Origin of the sequence: Bacillus alveayuensis (assembly GCA_030812955.1) — a bacterium.
Lineage (GTDB): Bacteria > Bacillota > Bacilli > Bacillales > Aeribacillaceae > Bacillus_CB > Bacillus_CB alveayuensis.
The window spans coordinates 151,167-168,751 of record JAUSTR010000003.1 but is presented as its reverse complement, the minus strand read 5'-3'; the positions used below and the strand labels follow the sequence as shown (position 1 = coordinate 168,751).

Genomic DNA, 17,585 nt, shown 5'->3' with positions numbered 1-17,585 from the left:
TAAAGCCAAGTGTCAGACCTCTCAACAAAGAATCAAAATAGAGGTCAGACACTTATGGGACAAACTTTGTGAATGAATGTAATTTCTCATCAGCAACAAAGAGAACAAACAAGAACCAACTAGGGAAAGAGGAGGATGATTTTTTAAGTTGAAAACTTTCAAAATAGGATCATGCCATTAGATGTCTATGATTTAAAAAGCCGTTTAATTTCTTCAAAATAATTACTTGTTATCATCCCTTTTTCTGTAATAATACCAGTAATATATTCATTTGGCGTGACATCAAAAGACGGGTTATACACTTTTACGTCTTCAGGAGCAATCGCTTGACCATTAATATGGATAACCTCCTCTAAGTCTCGCTCCTCAATCGGGATTTCTTGACCCGATTTAATCGAAAGGTCAAAGGTCGAAAGCGGGGCAGCAACGAAAAATGGAATGTTAAATTCTTTCGCTAAAATCGCTAAACTAAAGGTACCGATTTTGTTTGCTGTATCTCCATTTGCCGCAATGCGGTCAGCTCCGACAATACAAGCAGAAATTTTTTTCATCTTCATTGTGTGGGCCGCCATGTTGTCTGTAATAAGGGTTACATCAACACCTGCCTTCATTAATTCCCATGTTGTCAATCTTGCCCCTTGTAAAACAGGACGGGTTTCACAGGCAAAAACTTTTAAATCGATGCCACGCTCTTTTCCTAAATAGATTGGAGCTAGTGCTGTACCGTATCGAGCAGTGGCTATTGAACCGGCATTACAAATTGTCATGATGTTATCTCCATCTTTAAATAGCGGTAAAGCATTCTCACCAATTTTTTTGCAAATTTCTTCATCTTCAACTTGAATTTGAATCGCTTCGTGAATAAGTGCTGTTTTCGCTTCATTGACAGATGTAGCGTTTTCGATACTTTTCACCATGCGCTCTAACGCCCAAAATAAGTTGACTGCTGTCGGTCTTGCATAGCTTAAATAATTTTTGTCTTTTTCAAGCAATTGTTTAAACCTTAACAGTGAATTGGTTTCATATTTACTTGCAGCAAGGGCAAGACCAAATGCTGCCGTAATACCGATTGCAGGGGCCCCTCGTACTTTTAATGTTTTAATGGCTTCAAAGACTTCATCGATCGATGTGAGTGTTAAATACTCGGTCATATGGGGAAGCTTTTGCTGGTTTAAAAGTTGAATCGAGTCCCCTTGCCATTTAACGGAAGTAGGAATATTGAAAGCTTCTGTTGTCATGCTAATGTCTCCTTTACATTTACTATTTCGTTAAAAAGCTGATTGATTTGATCTGTCGTTTGAATATTCCTGCGATTTTTAATAAGCTCTCTTCCGAATTGTAGGGCGTTTTGTTTCGCCGCAATACGAGATTCAAAAGGATTAAGTTCATCAAGGTCTGCAACATGGGCTAATCCAATCGTACGGCGAATGACTTCACAACCAGCAAAGCCAATTGCATCCTCAAATGTTTCCTGTAATACATAATCTAAATACCCATCTACTTTCGAAAAAACTTCGACACTATGCTCTTTCCAAAGGAATGAAAAAGTTTCCTTAAAGGTTTTCCATGTCACATCAATATGGTGGAACAATATTTGCCGTTTGGAATTTGTACGTCCAAAAGCATTTAAAAGAAGATTTGCGATAAACTGTCCTAGGTCAAACCCTAATGGTCCAAAAAAGGCGAACTCAGGATCGATGACTTTCGTTTCTGAATCGCTAGCAAAGATGCTTCCTGTGTGAAGGTCTCCATGAATTAAAGCATCGCTATTTGTTAAAAACTTTTCCTTTAATTTTGCCACTTCAAGAAGCAGCGGCTTGTCCTTCCATAAACTTTCCACATCATTTTTTAACTCCACTTCATAATCATTCGTTTCATGATCAAAAAAAGGATCTGTAAATACTAAATCTTCGGTAATTTTGCATAATTCTGGATTGATAAATTGCTTCAAAAGCTTTTTCTTTTCTTGTGGGTCTAATGCGAAATCAGAAGTATAAAATAACGTCTTAGCTACATATTCCCCAATATGTTGGGATAAAAGAGGATAATTCTTCCCTTTTATTAATCCTTTGCGAACGATATCTAAATGAGATAAGTCTTCCATAATGGTGACAGCTAATTGTTGATCGGAATAGTAAACTTTTGGGACGTACTCTCTAGCAACATCGGCAAACTGTCGTAAAGCGTGGCTTTCAATTGTTGCACGTTGAAGAGTAAGCGGCCAGCTTTCACCAACAACTTTGGCATAAGGCAATGCCTGCTTAATGATGATGCTTTTTTTAGAATGATGATCGACAATACGGAAGACAAGGTTTAAATTACCATCACCAATCTCTTCACAAGTGAGAGCACTTGTATTTGTAAATAATTGCAGTTTTTTCGCTAGCTCGATCGCACTTTCTGTTGTTAACGGTTCGTATTGGCGTGCAGAAATCGTTGACATATTCATACCTCCAATAAATGTTTTGATTGTTAACTGGAGGCTTTTCTTTCAATATCAATAAGAAAAGCCTCTTTCCGTCGGAAAAGAGGCTTGAAGATTTGATCTCTTCGCACCTCTTATCTTCCAGAAAGGTCATACTTTCTGCTGGAATTAGCACCGTGCCTTACTGGGATTTCCCAGGCGCAAAAGCGCCCCATTTTACAATGGTATTACGGTCGGTTGCTGCGGCATCATTGGGCCAAGTCCCTCTTCCGCTCTTGATAAGAGATTATCCATCATTTAATTTTAGCTTGAAAAAACATTAACAAAAATTTCTTGATGTGAATGTTATCAATTTTTGTCCCCTGTTGTCAATCATTTTTTAAAATTTTTTCCTCACATCCAAGTCCTGCTCATAAATTTCGACTCTGCGGTCTGAAAAAACGGGAATCGTTTTCCGGACGGAATCCACTTTTGTTAAGTCAATTTCTGCACTCACAACTTCTTCTTGATCTGATCCTTCCTGAACGATATTGCCCCAAGGATCAATAATCAGTGAATGACCTGGGAAATCATTGTTTGGATCTGAACCTATGCGATTGCAGGCGATGACGTAGCATTGATTTTCGATGGCACGGGCTTGAAGGAGAAGCCGCCAATGAGATAATCTAGATGAAGGCCATTCTGCAACAACAAACAGAGCTTTTGCACCATGTACAGTATGTTTACGAATCCATTCAGGAAAACGAATATCATAACATATAAAGCCGGCACAAGTTTCTCCCTCAAGGGAAAACAAGCTATCTCGCTCCCCTGCAGCTAAATACAAATGTTCATCCATTAGTTGAAAAAGATGTAGTTTGCTATATTCGTGAATGATGCTTCCGCTTCGATCAGCCACATACATCGTATTATAAATGCCATGGTTAGTTTTCTTGGCGATCGAGCCGCCAATGATGTTCACTTGATATTGCCTTGCCCATGTTGAAAAAATTGTTTGAGATTTTTTTCCATTTTCATCCCCTATGTCGTGGAGTCTTGTTAAATCATATCCTGTTGTCCAAAGCTCTGGCATTAAAAGAACATCTGGCTGAACGGTTTCCATCGTTTCTTTTACTTTCCATTCCATTTGTTTTATATTTTTTTCTGGCTCACCGAAGTCGATATTTGTTTGTATGCAAGCAACTCGCCATTTCATTTTCTTCACTCCTAAATAAAAAAATTTCTTTACAAGTTGTTAAATACAATATAAGATGTTTGACTAGAATTTCAAGAACTTTTTGAAAAGGTGTGAAAGAAATGTATTTTGAATCATCAAATCTATTAAAAAATTTGCCGGAGCAATTTTTTGTCCAATTATCTTTAAAGGTCCATGATTATGTTCGAAAAGGTGTTGATGTTATTAATTTAGGACAAGGGAATCCCGATCAACCGACACCAAGTCATATCGTTAAAGCGATGCAAAGAGCAGTTGAAAACCCAGCCTATCATAAATATTCCCCTTTTAGAGGACAAAAATTTTTAAAAGAGGCGGTCTGTACCTTTTATGAACGGGAATATGGAGTGACACTTGATCCAGATAAAGAAGTCGCTATTCTCTTTGGTGGAAAAGCAGGGTTGGTTGAAATACCGCCATGTTTACTAAACAGTGGGGATACCGTTTTAGTACCAGATCCAGGTTATCCAGATTATTGGTCAGGAGTGGCCCTTGCAAATGCTAAGATGGAAATGATGCCACTATTGCAAGAAAATCATTTTTTGCCTGACTATGATGCTCTTTCCGAAGAGGTGAAGCAAAAGGCTAAATTGATGTTCTTAAATTATCCGAACAATCCAACTGGAGCAACGGCCACGAAGGAGTTTTTTCAAGAAACCGTAAACTTAGCAACGAAATATGAAATTTGTGTTGTTCATGACTTTGCTTATGGAGCTATTGGCTTTGACGGAGTGAAACCACCAAGCTTTTTGCAGGTGAATGGAGCAAAGGATGTCGGGATCGAAATTTATACATTATCGAAAACATATAATATGGCAGGCTGGCGAATTGCCTTTGCTGTTGGGAATGAAAGTGTTATTTCCGCGATCAATTTATTACAGGACCATTTATATGTTAGTGTTTTTAGTGCTGTTCAAGAGGCGGCAAAAGTGGCATTAACTGAATCACAATCTTGTGTTCATGAACTCGTTTGCATGTATGAATCAAGAAGAAATGTGTTCATGGAAGCGATCCATGAAATTGGTTGGAAGGCAGAAGCACCTAAAGGATCGTTTTTTGCTTGGCTCCCAGTTCCAAAAGGCTATACTTCTTTAGATTTTGCAAATTTATTATTGGAGGAAGTGCATGTAGCGGTTGCCCCTGGAAGAGGGTTTGGGGATTACGGAGAAGGTTTTGTTCGTGTCGGTTTATTAACAGAGGAAAAAAGAATAAGAGAAGCTGTTAAAAGAATTGAATCATTAAATCTTTTTAAAAATAGTTGACAAAGAAAAGAATTCCTGTCATAATCCAAATTAATTTCATTACGATTTTTCAAAATTGCATATGTGAAATCATTCTTATCAAGAGCAGGTGGAGGGACGAGCCCAATGAAGCCCGGCAACCGACTTAACGTTTACACAGTTAAGCACGGTGCTAATTCTTGCAGCATAGTGCTGAGAGATAAGGATGGGGAGAATTAGCTTTCCAGCCTCTTCTCGCACCTGCGGTGAAGAGGCTTTTTGTTTAACTGTGATATGCACATAAAAATCGTAAATGGAGAGGAAATACACAGCGATTCCATAAGGAAGGTGACTTCATGAGTCAGTTGATTGCAACCTATCTTATACATGACCAAAAAGGTCATTTTGCTAAAAAAGCAGAAGGCATTGCTTTAGGGTTAACAGTAGGTTCATGGACGAACTTGCCGTTACTCGATCAAGAGCAATTAAAAAAGCATAAAGGGGAAGTGCTTGATATTCAAGAGCTAGCTGAAGAAGATCCCTTACTCGGTCAAAAGGGGATTGTTAAAATTGCTTATCCAATCATTAACTTCAGTGCAGACATTCCAGCGATTTTAACAACCGTTTTTGGCAAGCTTTCATTGGATGGAGCGATTAAATTAATAGATCTTGATTTTCCTAATGATTTAAAAAAAACATTGCCTGGTCCGAAATATGGTGTTGAGGGCATCCGAGAACAATTAAATGTTTATGACCGTCCGCTTCTTATGAGTATTTTTAAAGGGGTCATCGGTCGCGATTCAAATTATTTAGAACAACAACTGAAAGATCAGCTTTTAGGTGGAGTCGATCTCGTTAAAGATGATGAAATTTTGTTTGAAAATGAACTGACTCCGATTGATAAGCGGGTGAAAATTGGCCGCAAAGTTTTGCAGGAAATTTATGAACGAACTGGTAAACAAGCATTATATGCGATCAATCTTTCTGGGAGAACAGAGGAAATCAAAGATCGAGCCAAACGGGCGATCGAAAATGGAGCAACCGCTCTATTGTTCAATGTTTTCGCCTATGGATTAGACGTTTTGCAAAGTCTAGCTGAAGATTCGGAAATTCAAGTGCCTATTTTAGCTCATCCGGCCATTAGCGGGGCATTAGCAGCGTCACCATCTTACGGATTTTCCTATCATCTATTGCTTGGAAAACTCGTTCGCTATGCTGGAGCCGATTTTTCCTTATTCCCATCACCGTACGGAACGGTTGCCATTCCGCGAGCTGAGGCTTTAAAAATTGCTCTTAGCTGCTTAAAGGAAGATGATTTTAAACAAACATTCCCAGTCCCATCAGCTGGTATTCATCCTGGGCTTGTTCCGCAATTAATTGTTGATTTTGGAAAGGATTGTGTAATCAATGCAGGTGGGGGAATTCATGGACACCCATATGGAGCAGAAGGCGGCGGCAAAGCTTTCTTATGTGCGATCGAATCTGTTTTATCTGGTCGATCGTTAGTCGAAGCTGCGAAAGAAGATGCCAACTTAAATCAAGCACTAAAGTTATGGGGGAACCTTGAGGTGAAAGCATGAAAAAACCGTTAATCATTTGTGACTTCGATGGAACCATTACGAAAAAAGATAATATTATTTCGATTATGAAAAAGTTTGCTTCACCCGAATGGGAGAGTGTAAAAGATGCTGTTTTAGATGAAGAAATGTCGATCCGTAAAGGGGTTGGCAAGATGTTTTCTTTCATCCCATCCTATCAAAAATATGCGATGATAGAATATATTTTATCAACAGCTGAAATACGTGAGGGCTTTAAACAATTTGTTGAGTATACCGAAAGAGAAAACATTCCTCTTTTCATCGTTAGCGGTGGTATTGACTTTTTTGTTAAACCATTGCTGAAGCATCTTATTGCGGAAGATCGGATATTTTGCAACGAGGCTGATTTTTCACATGATTTTGTCGAAATCCAATGGCCTCATTCTTGTGATGATCAATGTTCGAATGATTGTGGCTGCTGTAAGCCTTCTATTATCCGTAAAATTCAATCTAAAGATAACTTTGTGATTGTTATAGGGGATTCAATTACAGATTTAGAAGCAGCCAAACTAGCCGATTTTGTGTTTGCCCGTGATTTATTATTAAAAAAATGTCAAGATCTCAATCTTCCGCATCGAAGCTTTGAAACGTTTACTGACATTATTACTTACCTTCAACATTTAAACGAAATGATGAAAGCGTCTGTTTAGCTCTTGAAAACGATAATTTTTTCAGCTGAAATTGATTAAGAGAGCTAAAGCTTCGAGCTAGACAAGGGAGATGAGCGTATGAATGATAGAGATAAAAAGTGGGGAGAGCTTGCTGAAATTAAAAGAGAACTAGCGGAACGAGATTGGTTTCCTGCGACGAGCGGAAATCTAGCTATTAAGGTTAGCGACAAACCGTTAACCTTTTTCGTAACAGCAAGTGGTAAAGATAAACGAAAACAAACAGATGAAGATTTTATTCATGTTGATCAAAATGGTCTTCCATTACCCGGACAAAAAGGGAAGCCTTCAGCGGAAACGCTTCTTCATGTCGAAATTTTTAAAAAAACGAAAGCTGAATGCAGTTTACATGTTCATACGGTCGATAACAATGTAATTTCCGAGCTTTATTATGAAAAAGGGTCAGTTACCTTTAAAGGTCAAGAAATCATGAAAGCGTTCGGTCTATGGGAGGAAGATGCGGAAATAACAGTACCGATTATTGCTAATCATGCCCATATCCCGACATTGGCAGCCGAGTTTTCGAACTATGTAAAAAAAGATTATGGAGCGGTCCTCATTAGAAATCATGGGATTACCGTTTGGGGACAAACACCTTTTGCAGCAAAAAAATATTTGGAAGCTTTCGAATTTTTATTTTCTTATCATGTTAAGCTTAAACTTTTCTCAATAACAAATCAATAGAGGAGGAATTAAAATGGCAACCATTCGTATTCATAAGTCTAATAAACGAATTGAAGAAAAAGAGAAAGTCATTCATTTTTTAGACGAACAAGGGGTTATTTATGAACAATGGGATATTTCCAAACTACCAGAGTATTTAGTTGAAAATTATCAATTAACAGATAAAGAGAAAGAGGAAATTTTATATATTTTTAAAGAAGAAATCGAAAATATTTCTGAACGACGCGGCTATCGAGCACATGATGTCATTTCGTTATCAGAAACAACTCCGAATTTAGATCAATTATTAGAAAACTTTAAAAAAGAGCATCATCATACAGATGATGAAGTGCGTTTTATCGTAAGCGGACACGGTACATTTGCTATTCAAGGGAAGGATGGACAATTTTTTGATGTAGAACTAGAGCCTGGCGACTTAATTTCGGTACCAGAAAATACGAGACATTACTTTACACTGCAAGAAGACCGCCGGGTTGTCGCTATTCGAATTTTTGTAACGACAGAAGGCTGGGTGCCAATTTATTAAAGAGATAAATGTTGAGAGGCTGCCAAAAAGGGTGCTAACCCCTCTACACAGCCTCGTTTTTTTCATGTACTGGCCACAAATGGGGTAATGTTGTGAGAAGAATCAATTGTAAGGGGATGAAAATTTTGTGAAAGCCAATGAATCGGAAACCATTTCATTTACGGTTGGATAATACAAAAATTTTAAATTATTAAAACTACTGAAAGCGTTGACAAATTAATTAAAAATAAGGACAATATACTATATATTATAAAAATTAAATATTTTAGAAAATTATTTAAATATTAAAACAAGGGGGATAGGAGATGAAGCAATCGATGTTAACAAAATTTAGCCAAACAATATGGAATGATCATGTCCAATTAAAGCAAATGTTTGCGCAATTTTTGCCAACCTCAACAATGGAGACGGACAAGAAAGGTTCTACTCCACTTCAACCAAATCCACTAAATTCGTATAGCGGTAGACAAAAAGTTGGTCTTATTTTAGGTCCGTTACTGTTTTTTTTGATTTTAAATTTTTTTCATCCTGAAGGAATGTCAAAAGAGGCTTTAGCCGTTTTAGCAAGCACAACTTGGATAGCTATTTGGTGGATTACAGAAGCTATTCCAATTCCTGCAACATCATTATTGCCAATCATTTTATTTCCATTAACGGGCGCATTAGATGTCGGTACGACGACATCTTCATATGGAAATGATGTCATTTTTCTATTTATGGGCGGATTTTTAATAGCGTTAACGATGGAAAGATGGAATTTACACAAGCGGATCGCCTTATCGATCATATCTATGATTGGTACAAATATGGAACGGTTAGTGTTCGGATTTATGTTGGCGACAGCCTTTCTTTCGATGTGGATATCGAATACGGCAACGGCTATGATGATGGTGCCAATCGGAACAGCGATTGTGTATAAAGTAAAAGAGGCTGTATCAAAAGAAAATCTAGCTAGTAAAACGAATGATGCCGAAACATTTGCGAAAGCGTTAATGCTTGGAATTGCGTATTCAGCTTCCATTGGAGGATTAGGTACGTTAATTGGAACACCACCAAATGCCCTTTTTGCAGCCGTAGCAGGAGAGCTTTTTGATGTGACGATTTCCTTTTCAACATGGATGCTATTCGGTGTCCCAATTGCAGCGTTATTACTAATTGGCTCATGGTATTATTTAACGAAAATTGCGTTTAAAATGAAGCTGAAAAATTTCCCAGGTGGGAAAGAAGTCATTCAAAGTGAGTTAAAATCATTAGGAAAATTATCTTTTGAAGAAAAAATCATCTTTACAGTATTTTTATTCACATCCATTGCATGGATCAGTCGCTCATTTATATTAAGCAAATGGATTCCAGGCATTAATGATACAATCATTGCCTTAATAGGAGCTGTCATTTTATTTGCTATTCCATCTAAAAATAAACCAGGTGCTTTTCTTTTAGATTGGGAGACAGTGAAAAAGCTGCCATGGGGTATTTTACTATTGTTTGGTGGAGGACTTGCCATTGCGGCAGGTTTTAAAGAAACGGGATTAGCACAATGGATCGGGGAAAAAATGACGTTAGTATCAGGCATTCACTTTATTTTGATTTTAGTAGTCGTAACAACAATTGTCATCTTTTTAACGGAAATTACATCAAATACAGCGACAGCAACGATGATTTTACCAATTATGGCATCATTAGCTAGTGCAATTGGTGTTCATCCATATGCTTTAATGGTCGCTTCTGCTATTGCCGCATCTTGTGCTTTTATGCTTCCTGTAGCAACACCACCAAATGCTGTCGTTTTCGGGTCCAATTATTTGAAAATCGGTGATATGGCGAAGGCAGGATTTTGGTTAAATGTTGTGTCCATTATCGTAATTGCTTTCCTCATATACTTATGGATGCCGATCGTTTGGGGAATTGATATACAGCACTATCCAGCGGATTTTAAATAAAATGAAAAGAAATATATGGGTAATCAATCAATAGAGGGTGCTTAATCGGCACCCACTTTCTAAATTCTATTCTTTTTTCATTTCTAATAACCTTGTCTTGAGCTCATTTTCCATCTCGATTAATTGCTGTTCGGCCTGCATTCTTTTCATTCGGCCTTCATCTTGAATACGTAATGTTTCTTGGATGGTGGAGATAAGGTGTTCTTGTGTTTTTTTCAATGTTTCAATATCAACAATGCCGCGCTCATTTTCTTTTGCGGTTTCAATCGTATTCGCTTTTAACATTTCTGCATTTTTCAGCAATAATTGATTGGTCGTATTCGTGACTTGTTTTTGTGCTTCAAGAGCACCTCTTTGACGATATAAGGTAAGAGCAATAGCAATTTGATTTTTCCATAAAGGAATAGACGTTAAGATCGATGATTGAATTTTTTCTGCTAACGTTTGATTCATATTTTGAATCATTCGAATTTGCGGTGCGCTTTGTATCGTGATTTGTCGGCTGAGCTTTAAGTCGTGCAAACGCTTTTCTAAGCGATCTGCAAATTGCATAAGGTCGTTGACTTCTTGAATCATCATTTGGTTATTCAACTTTTCCGCTTTTTTTCTCATTTCAGGAATGATTGTTTGATGAAGCTCCTCTAGCTTTAGCTCACCTGCAGCGATATAAATATTTAATGCATCAAAGTATTCTTTATTACGGTCATAAAGCTGATCAAGCATTTTAATATCATCAAGTAGCGTTTTTTTCGATTGCTCTAAACGAACGGTAATCCGTTCTACTTGAGCGCTTATTTTTTGGTATTTGGATAAAAGCTCTTGAATAGACCTCGATAGTTTTCCAAACAGTCTTGAGATTAGATTCTTTTTTTGTTGTGTCAATTCTTCAGGGTTTACTTGTTCTAATTTATTCATCAAGTCCTTTAAAATATCACCAATTGGAGCAACATCTTTCTTTTGGACATGATCAAGCATTGATTGAGAAAAGCTAGAGAGCTTTGCTTGGGCATTTGCTCCAAATTGTACGATAGCCTGTCGGTTGGAATGATCAATTTGTTTGGCAAGAGTATATGCTTTTTCGCGATGGTCATTTGGGAGCATATCAACTAGACGCTTTGACTGGTCAGCTGTTTGAACAGTTTGTTCGACTAAAACCGAATGATCTTCCTGAAACGGATGAGCTAACAATTCGTCTAATACTCGCTCATGTTCTTGATTATTCTTATCTTTCATCTTCATCACCTCTCTACATTACTCTTATCTGTTTGTTTTTTCGCAAAATCTAGCTCCCATTTTAAATCGTTCAGGTCGTTTGAAAGTACATCAATTAAATCCTTCTCCAAATGGTTATTTAGTTCACGAAGCGTTTTTTTTGTTACTTCTAGAGAATGGCGAATATCAGCATCTTTTATTGGTTGTGAAGCTAATTGCACATATTTTTCCGACAATTCGACACAAGAATCTAAGTGATAGTAAAAATATTTTTCACCTTGATAAAATCGTTTTGGCTCATTTTTTACAATTTGGTATATGCGCCTTGATAGTCGATTGATATCAAATAAAATTTTCCATGAATCAATCGTTCGTGCTTTAAACAATGTTCGTTGCAGCCGGATTTGCTTTTGCTTCGCTTCTTTTAAATTTCGATGAATATACGCATACTCTCTTCGTGAAAGGCCATTTGTTTTTAATAATTTTTGTTTTGTTAAGAGCTGAGAAATAAGAAAAACGAAAAAACCAATCATGAGAGAAAGCATTACAGATAAGAAAAAGGAAGCGTTAAAAGCAAAAAAGATGATAAACCAGCTTATAACCATCGTTAGAAAAGAGAAAATGCTTCTTATAAGGAAGGAAAAAATGGATCTCATACATCTCGCTCCTACTAAAAAGTTCTTTAATATATTTACGTTTCATTCTTCTAACAAGTTTCGCTATTTTTCAATTATATAAGTTGAAATTTTGTTCTACACTCAGACGATTACTCCATAAAAGACGAAAACGTTAAAGTTTCAAATAGAAACAAAAAATCGGAAATTCTTTATTGCAACTTAACATAGATGACATTTTTGTTTTGGAAACTGTTATACCATATTACATCATTTTAAATGGTACATATAATCATCCAGAATTTGAATATTTTATTGTAAATTGAGCAAATTATGAAAGCATGAGTTTGGAAATATACTTAATCTCTCAAACATGAACATAATCGGCCAATTCATTTGTCCGACAATCGCCATTTGTTCGGTTTATGTGTCACACTAAAGTGTGACATAGTAAGCGTGTCGCTTGCCTTGACAGTTGAAAAGCTAAGGTTGTAAAGCAACAATCTTTTAGAAAAGAGCCTTTTTAAAACTGTAGCATCACTTGTAGCATAAGGTTTCTTCTTCTATCAATGGAGGGCTGTGTGTGAAAAAGTTAAAGAAAGATGAAAAGCCGCGTTTTATTAATAATCATTCTTATAAAATTTTGAATCAGCGTCCAGTGTTGGCAACGCAAAATTTATATCAAAATGTAAAGTTTATAGAAGATGCCTTATGGAATACGGAAGATTTGCAAAAAAAAGAATTGATGTTTAGCCAAAAACGTTGTGTGATTCTTTATTTTCCAGAATTGATAGATAAAAAAGGATTAAAGACGAATATCATTCAGCCTATTTTAGAAAAGAAGAGCGGGAACATAGAAGAAATCATCACAGTAGAAGCAATTGAAAAATCGAACAATTTAAATGAAGTGAAGATGGGAATCATTCGAGGCTATTGTGCCTTTTTTATGGAAAATAATGAAAACGTTTATTTGTTTCATATTCCATCTTCGATTACGCGTGACATTCAGGAGCCGACGAATGAGCAAGTGATCCGTGGTTCCCATGAAGGTTTTGTAGAAGATATACAAAAAAACCTTCACCTTTTAAGGAAGCGGATCGAAAATCCGAATTTAGTTGTTCGTTATATATCACTAGGAGAAGCATCAGATACGAAAGTTGCGATCTTGTCGATTAAAAACTTAACAAATCCAAAGCTTGTTGAAGAAGTGGAAAAACGGGTCACGTCCATATCAGTTGATTCTGTTCAAACTCTAGGTTATATAGAAGAATTTATTGAGGACAACCCTTTTTCCCTTTTTCCACAAATTTTAAGTACTGAAAGGCCTGACCGTGCGGCGTCCATGTTAATGGAAGGTCGTGTCGCTTTATTTATGGAAGGTAGTGCCTCTGCCTTAATCATGCCGGTAACCTTTTTTACTTTTTTTCAATCTCCGGATGATTACAATAGTCGTTTTTACGTTGGAACTCTTTATCGATTGTTCCGATTAATTAGTTTTATTTTAGCTGTAACACTTCCTGCTCTTTATATCGCAACGGTTTCCTTTCATTTTGAAGTCATTCCTACTGAATTGTTATTTACAGTAAAAAGTTCACTTGAGTTCGTCCCTTTCCCCCCAATGCTTGAAGCTTTAATTATGGTTGTCATTTTAGAATTGCTTAAGGAAGCATCTGTTCGTTTACCGGCACCGATTGCCCAAACGATCGGTGTTGTTGGAGGGTTAGTTATCGGAACAGCTATTGTTGAGGCTAGTCTCGTATCCAAAATGATGATTATTATCGTTGCTTTAACAGCCATTGCATCATTTAGTGTTCCATCAAATGAAATGAGCATCGCATTAAGAATCATTAGCTTTCCTATGATGCTAGGAGCTACTTTATTTGGTTATTTAGGAATTGAAATGATCTTAATGTTTTTGCTGATGCATCTGTGTAAACTGGAAAACTTCGGGACTCCGTATTTCGCACCTTTTGCTCCATTGAGGATGAAAGATTTAAAAGATACGATTGTGCGAATGCCTGCATGGAAAATGAATAATCGTCCACTTGACCCTCATCCACAAGCGATGAAGCAGCAGCATATTTCGAGGGAGTGGAAACGGAATGGAAAGAAATAAAGATTATATTACACATATACAATTATTTTTTTTCGTTGTACAAACCCAAGTAGGAATAGGGATTTTATCTTTGCCACGTGATCTCCATCAATATGCAAAGGCAGATAGCTGGATTTCATTATTAGTTGCTGGATTAGCTAGTCAGCTGTTTATTTTCATTATGTACTTCCTTTGTAAACAATTCCCATATTTAAATTTGTATGAATTTACATCGAAAATTGTCGGAAAATGGATAGGGAATTTCTTTAATATTCTGTTTGTCGGATATTATCTTCTCATTAGTAGTTTAATTATCATATTGTATACATCTATTTTAAAAAATTGGATTTATCCAACTACGCCAGTATGGGTTATGAATTTATTAGGCATATTCACGATTTTATATTTTGCAAGTCAATCCTTTAAGATTATAGCTAGATTTTATACTTTTGTTTCCATTTTTTTAATCATTTTATTAGGGTTAGTCATTTTTTCATTTACAAATATTGATTTCCGCTATTTATTTCCAGTCGGTCAAGCGGGATTAAAAAACATCTTATTAGGTGCAAATCAAGGAATTATAGCGATGTTAGGATTTGATGTGCTCCTCGTTACGTATTCACTTGTTAAATCTGAAAGTAAAAAAATTATCAAATCGATTTCACTCGCAAATGCATTTGTTACGTTTTATTATTTATTTATCGTCATGCTAGCGATCATGACTTTTTCACCAAAAGCGATGACTCTCATCCCGCAGCCGGTGCTATATATGCTAAAAGCGATTAAGTTTTCAGTCATTGAAAGAATCGATATCGTGTTTTTATCCGTATGGGTTGTTTCTGTTGCCACCTCTTTAACGACATACAGTTATTTGGCGGCAAAGGGGTTAAGCCATTTTTTTAAGAAACCTCATCAACGGATGGTTCCTTTTGTGGCAGTCATAGTCTTTGTCATCAGCCTTATTCCGCAAAAGCCAAGCGCAATTGAAGCTTTTGGAGAATTCATCGGGAAGGTTAGCTACTTGTTTATAGGAGGCATCCCATTTTTATTGCTCATCATCTCTCTTTTTTTAAGGAAAAAATTAGGGGAGTTACAAAATGAATGAAAGTAGAATTCTATTAGTAATATTTATCATCTTAACCTTATTAACCGGATGCTGGGATCAAAAAACATTAAAACATTCAAAATTTATGTCAATCATCGGCTTTGACATCATCGATGATCAAAAATATTTCGTGACAACAGCGATCAATTTATTTAAAGAGATGGGGGAAGCAAAAGAGCAGATGAGTGAAATTGTCATGGGTGAAGGATATACAGTGAAAGATGGTTTTTTAAGCTTAGATCAAATGATTTCAGACGAGCCTTTACCGATGAAACTCAATTCCATTTTAGTTAGTGAAGACGTCGCAAGAAAAGATGTTTATCAAGTATTAGATACGTTTTTTCGTACTCCTGAAAGCCCGTTGGGGGCGAAAATTATTGTAGTGGAAGGAAAAGCATCTGATGTTATTCAAGTAAAAAAGGTAGGGGAAACGAATATTGGTGATCATTTGCGAGATTTAATGATCAGTGCTGAAGATGATTCACTAATTCCGAAACAAACAGCGCTATTCACTTTTTCCTCTCTCTTTGATCCTGGAAAAAGTATTGTTCTGCCATTTATTAAATTAGCACAAGGGAAAATTGAACTGGGAGGTTTAGCGTTATTCCATCAAAAACAGATGAACGGGAAGTTATCAAGTAAAGAGACGCAAATTTTTATGCTTTTAGCTGACAAAATCGATCAAAATATGATATTTACGGAAAAAATAAATTTACAAGATCAACATCATGAAGGCGTCTATATTACGATAGAAGTAAAGGATATGAATCGGAAACTATCCGTAAAAGCAAAGGATCCTAATGATATTAAGGTCATGATCGATGTTCAATTAGAGGCTGAAATTATCGAATTTCCATCAGATCAATTAGAATCGAATAAATTGATCGAAAAAATAAATCAAGTATTAACAGAAAAGTTGACAAAAAATGCGGAAAAAGTAGTGAATACATTGCTTGATGCAAATTGTGATGCCTTCGGGGTTGGCAGAGAATTGATTGCTTATCACACGGAAATATGGGATCAACTAGATTGGGAAAAAGCATACCCTTCTATTAAAATTCAACCGAAAATCAAAGTGGATATTCGAAAGACTGGAATCATTAAGTAGATGCGAAACCGAAGGCGAGCGCTTTGGTTTCGCTTTTTGAATGGATTCGATAACAAATTGACGTTGTCGTTAAATTTACGTAAAAAGAGTCGAGGTACAATTTTTTTCGCCTAATGGCTTGATAGGTAAGTTCTTTATAATCTCAGCTTTTCATGAATAGGAATGGGCTTTGTTTCAACTTTTCGAGTAAATGATAGAACACCTAAAATAATCATAATCGCACCAATGAATTGGCTAAATCCTAATGTTTCTCCTAATAAGAAATAAGCAAAAATCGCTGTGAAAAGAGGATTAAAATTCAAAAACATTCCTGATGTCGTACCGCCTATATGGTGAACACCGATGTTCCAAAATACCATCGCTAAAACGGTAGAACCAACCACTGTATAAGCTACAGCGGTCCAAAAGGATAGCGGCCCTTGGATCGAAATCATTTCTTTTGCCGTAAACGGCAGTAAAAATAAAGAGCCAAATATCCCTGACCAAAAAGTGGACATATACGGAGATACATATTTCATCGCTATTTTTCCAGCTACAGAATATCCGCCCCATACTAAAACAGCTATCAGCATATAAATATCGCCAATATTAAATGCGGTATGGCTCCAAATATCATCAAATTGTCCATTTGTTAAAACAATGAATACACCAGCAAGTGAAATGAACATAGCGATCATTTGGCGAAATGTCAATTTTTCTCTCAAAAAAATAAAGCTCATAACGGCTATGGAGATCGGATTTAATGTCGATAGTAAACCTACTGTATCCGCACTTGTATTTTCAAGAGCTAAATATAAAAAGACATTAAAAAAAATAATACCGGTTAATCCCATCATCATGAGAGGAAGGATTGCTTCTTTCGGTATTTTAAATGAGCGTTCTTGATAATATACGATGAAAGCTAATATCAAAACAGCCAGAATCCAGCGCAATTCGGTTAATACAAATGGTGAAGCATGGCCAACCATAAATTTTCCAGAAACAAAGTTTCCTGCCCACAACATACTAGTTAGTAATAATAGGGCATAGTATAGCTGTTTCATATTCTTCATCTCCAAGAGAAAATAATATTATATTTGGCTATTTTATCGATTTTTTTCGTATTCGTAAAGAGAAATGCTCGCACGTTTATTTCAAATAGAAAATAAAAAAATAGCAAAAAATTTGTCTAATTTTG

Annotated in this window: 15 protein-coding genes and 2 riboswitches; of the genes, 9 read left to right on the top strand and 6 right to left on the bottom strand. The window is 36.3% G+C overall.

The window, feature by feature from the left end; translation table 11 throughout:
• Positions 1-185: 185 nt before the first annotated feature.
• The 3 genes from mtnA to J2S06_RS06710 form a co-directional block, all read right to left on the bottom strand.
• The gene (gene mtnA, locus J2S06_RS06720; RefSeq protein ID WP_419151758.1) at positions 186-1,238 is read right to left on the bottom strand and encodes an S-methyl-5-thioribose-1-phosphate isomerase; all 1,053 of its coding nucleotides are present in this window, start codon (positions 1,236-1,238) and stop codon (positions 186-188) included.
• On the bottom strand, positions 1,235-2,443 hold the full coding sequence (mtnK, locus tag J2S06_RS06715) for an S-methyl-5-thioribose kinase (RefSeq protein ID WP_419151757.1): 1,209 nt from the start codon (positions 2,441-2,443) through the stop codon (positions 1,235-1,237). The genes mtnA and mtnK overlap by 4 nt, the downstream gene beginning before the upstream one ends.
• 113 nt (positions 2,444-2,556) lie before the next feature.
• Positions 2,557-2,710: riboswitch (SAM riboswitch) on the bottom strand.
• Positions 2,711-2,804: 94 nt separating this feature from the next.
• Complete coding sequence (locus J2S06_RS06710) at positions 2,805-3,620, bottom strand: carbon-nitrogen family hydrolase (protein ID WP_419151756.1); 816 nt, start codon at positions 3,618-3,620, stop codon at positions 2,805-2,807.
• A 101-nt stretch (positions 3,621-3,721) separates the two neighbouring features.
• Between J2S06_RS06710 and J2S06_RS06705 the strand changes: the two genes are divergently transcribed.
• The 6 genes from J2S06_RS06705 to J2S06_RS06680 all read left to right on the top strand — a co-directional run bounded on the left by J2S06_RS06705 (position 3,722) and on the right by J2S06_RS06680 (position 10,274).
• On the top strand, positions 3,722-4,900 hold the full coding sequence (locus tag J2S06_RS06705) for a pyridoxal phosphate-dependent aminotransferase (protein WP_419151755.1): 1,179 nt from the start codon (positions 3,722-3,724) through the stop codon (positions 4,898-4,900).
• 72 nt (positions 4,901-4,972) lie between these two features.
• Positions 4,973-5,085: riboswitch (SAM riboswitch) on the top strand.
• A 129-nt stretch (positions 5,086-5,214) separates the two neighbouring features.
• Complete coding sequence (locus J2S06_RS06700) at positions 5,215-6,438, top strand: 2,3-diketo-5-methylthiopentyl-1-phosphate enolase (RefSeq protein ID WP_044896492.1); 1,224 nt, start codon at positions 5,215-5,217, stop codon at positions 6,436-6,438.
• Positions 6,435-7,106, top strand: coding sequence for a 2-hydroxy-3-keto-5-methylthiopentenyl-1-phosphate phosphatase (locus J2S06_RS06695; RefSeq protein WP_419151754.1), 672 nt, complete (start codon positions 6,435-6,437; stop codon positions 7,104-7,106). Before J2S06_RS06700 ends, J2S06_RS06695 begins: the two co-directional genes overlap by 4 nt.
• A gap of 78 nt (positions 7,107-7,184) precedes the next feature.
• Complete coding sequence (locus tag J2S06_RS06690) at positions 7,185-7,808, top strand: methylthioribulose 1-phosphate dehydratase (RefSeq protein ID WP_419151753.1); 624 nt, start codon at positions 7,185-7,187, stop codon at positions 7,806-7,808.
• A 13-nt stretch (positions 7,809-7,821) separates the two neighbouring features.
• A complete protein-coding gene (locus tag J2S06_RS06685) occupies positions 7,822-8,334 on the top strand; it encodes a 1,2-dihydroxy-3-keto-5-methylthiopentene dioxygenase (RefSeq protein WP_419151752.1) in 513 nt (170 codons plus the stop codon).
• Between the two features lie 305 nt (positions 8,335-8,639).
• The gene (locus tag J2S06_RS06680) at positions 8,640-10,274 is read left to right on the top strand and encodes an SLC13 family permease (protein WP_419151751.1); all 1,635 of its coding nucleotides are present in this window, start codon (positions 8,640-8,642) and stop codon (positions 10,272-10,274) included.
• Positions 10,275-10,340: 66 nt separating this feature from the next.
• Here the strand turns inward: J2S06_RS06680 and J2S06_RS06675 are convergent, their stop codons facing one another.
• Together J2S06_RS06675 and J2S06_RS06670 are read right to left on the bottom strand one after the other, a co-directional pair.
• Complete coding sequence (locus tag J2S06_RS06675) at positions 10,341-11,513, bottom strand: toxic anion resistance protein (protein ID WP_419151794.1); 1,173 nt, start codon at positions 11,511-11,513, stop codon at positions 10,341-10,343.
• Positions 11,513-12,142, bottom strand: a complete 630-nt coding sequence (locus J2S06_RS06670; protein WP_419151750.1) for a 5-bromo-4-chloroindolyl phosphate hydrolysis family protein — start codon at positions 12,140-12,142, stop codon at positions 11,513-11,515. Before J2S06_RS06670 ends, J2S06_RS06675 begins: the two co-directional genes overlap by 1 nt.
• Positions 12,143-12,683: 541 nt before the next feature.
• Here J2S06_RS06670 and J2S06_RS06665 point away from each other — a divergent pair.
• The 3 genes from J2S06_RS06665 to J2S06_RS06655 are packed head-to-tail and all read left to right on the top strand — an operon-like array spanning position 12,684 to position 16,408.
• Entirely contained in the window at positions 12,684-14,216 is a 1,533-nt protein-coding gene (locus J2S06_RS06665) for a spore germination protein (RefSeq protein ID WP_419151749.1), read from the top strand.
• Positions 14,203-15,300 (top strand): GerAB/ArcD/ProY family transporter, encoded by a 1,098-nt coding sequence (locus J2S06_RS06660; RefSeq protein WP_419151748.1) that lies wholly within the window; start codon positions 14,203-14,205, stop codon positions 15,298-15,300. The genes J2S06_RS06665 and J2S06_RS06660 overlap by 14 nt, the downstream gene beginning before the upstream one ends.
• On the top strand, positions 15,293-16,408 hold the full coding sequence (locus J2S06_RS06655; RefSeq protein ID WP_419151747.1) for a Ger(x)C family spore germination protein: 1,116 nt from the start codon (positions 15,293-15,295) through the stop codon (positions 16,406-16,408). Before J2S06_RS06660 ends, J2S06_RS06655 begins: the two co-directional genes overlap by 8 nt.
• A gap of 134 nt (positions 16,409-16,542) precedes the next feature.
• Here J2S06_RS06655 and J2S06_RS06650 read toward each other — a convergent pair whose 3' ends face one another.
• A complete protein-coding gene (locus tag J2S06_RS06650) occupies positions 16,543-17,451 on the bottom strand; it encodes a DMT family transporter (protein WP_419151746.1) in 909 nt (302 codons plus the stop codon).
• Positions 17,452-17,585 lie beyond the last annotated feature (134 nt).

What these genes read in the sequence shown, in the direction of transcription:
- J2S06_RS06690 (WP_419151753.1), top strand. Translation starts at nt 7,185, where the DNA reads ATGAATGATAGAGATAAAAAGTGGGGAGAGCTTGCTGAAATTAAAAGA.
- J2S06_RS06710 (WP_419151756.1), bottom strand. Translation starts at nt 3,620, where the DNA reads ATGAAATGGCGAGTTGCTTGCATACAAACAAATATCGACTTCGGTGAG.
- J2S06_RS06650 (WP_419151746.1), bottom strand. Translation starts at nt 17,451, where the DNA reads ATGAAACAGCTATACTATGCCCTATTATTACTAACTAGTATGTTGTGG.
- mtnK (WP_419151757.1), bottom strand. Translation starts at nt 2,443, where the DNA reads ATGTCAACGATTTCTGCACGCCAATACGAACCGTTAACAACAGAAAGT.
- J2S06_RS06675 (WP_419151794.1), bottom strand. Translation starts at nt 11,513, where the DNA reads ATGAAGATGAAAGATAAGAATAATCAAGAACATGAGCGAGTATTAGAC.
- J2S06_RS06685 (WP_419151752.1), top strand. Translation starts at nt 7,822, where the DNA reads ATGGCAACCATTCGTATTCATAAGTCTAATAAACGAATTGAAGAAAAA.
- J2S06_RS06680 (WP_419151751.1), top strand. Translation starts at nt 8,640, where the DNA reads ATGAAGCAATCGATGTTAACAAAATTTAGCCAAACAATATGGAATGAT.
- J2S06_RS06655 (WP_419151747.1), top strand. Translation starts at nt 15,293, where the DNA reads ATGAATGAAAGTAGAATTCTATTAGTAATATTTATCATCTTAACCTTA.
- J2S06_RS06670 (WP_419151750.1), bottom strand. Translation starts at nt 12,142, where the DNA reads ATGAGATCCATTTTTTCCTTCCTTATAAGAAGCATTTTCTCTTTTCTA.
- J2S06_RS06700 (WP_044896492.1), top strand. Translation starts at nt 5,215, where the DNA reads ATGAGTCAGTTGATTGCAACCTATCTTATACATGACCAAAAAGGTCAT.
- J2S06_RS06695 (WP_419151754.1), top strand. Translation starts at nt 6,435, where the DNA reads ATGAAAAAACCGTTAATCATTTGTGACTTCGATGGAACCATTACGAAA.
- mtnA (WP_419151758.1), bottom strand. Translation starts at nt 1,238, where the DNA reads ATGACAACAGAAGCTTTCAATATTCCTACTTCCGTTAAATGGCAAGGG.
- J2S06_RS06660 (WP_419151748.1), top strand. Translation starts at nt 14,203, where the DNA reads ATGGAAAGAAATAAAGATTATATTACACATATACAATTATTTTTTTTC.
- J2S06_RS06705 (WP_419151755.1), top strand. Translation starts at nt 3,722, where the DNA reads ATGTATTTTGAATCATCAAATCTATTAAAAAATTTGCCGGAGCAATTT.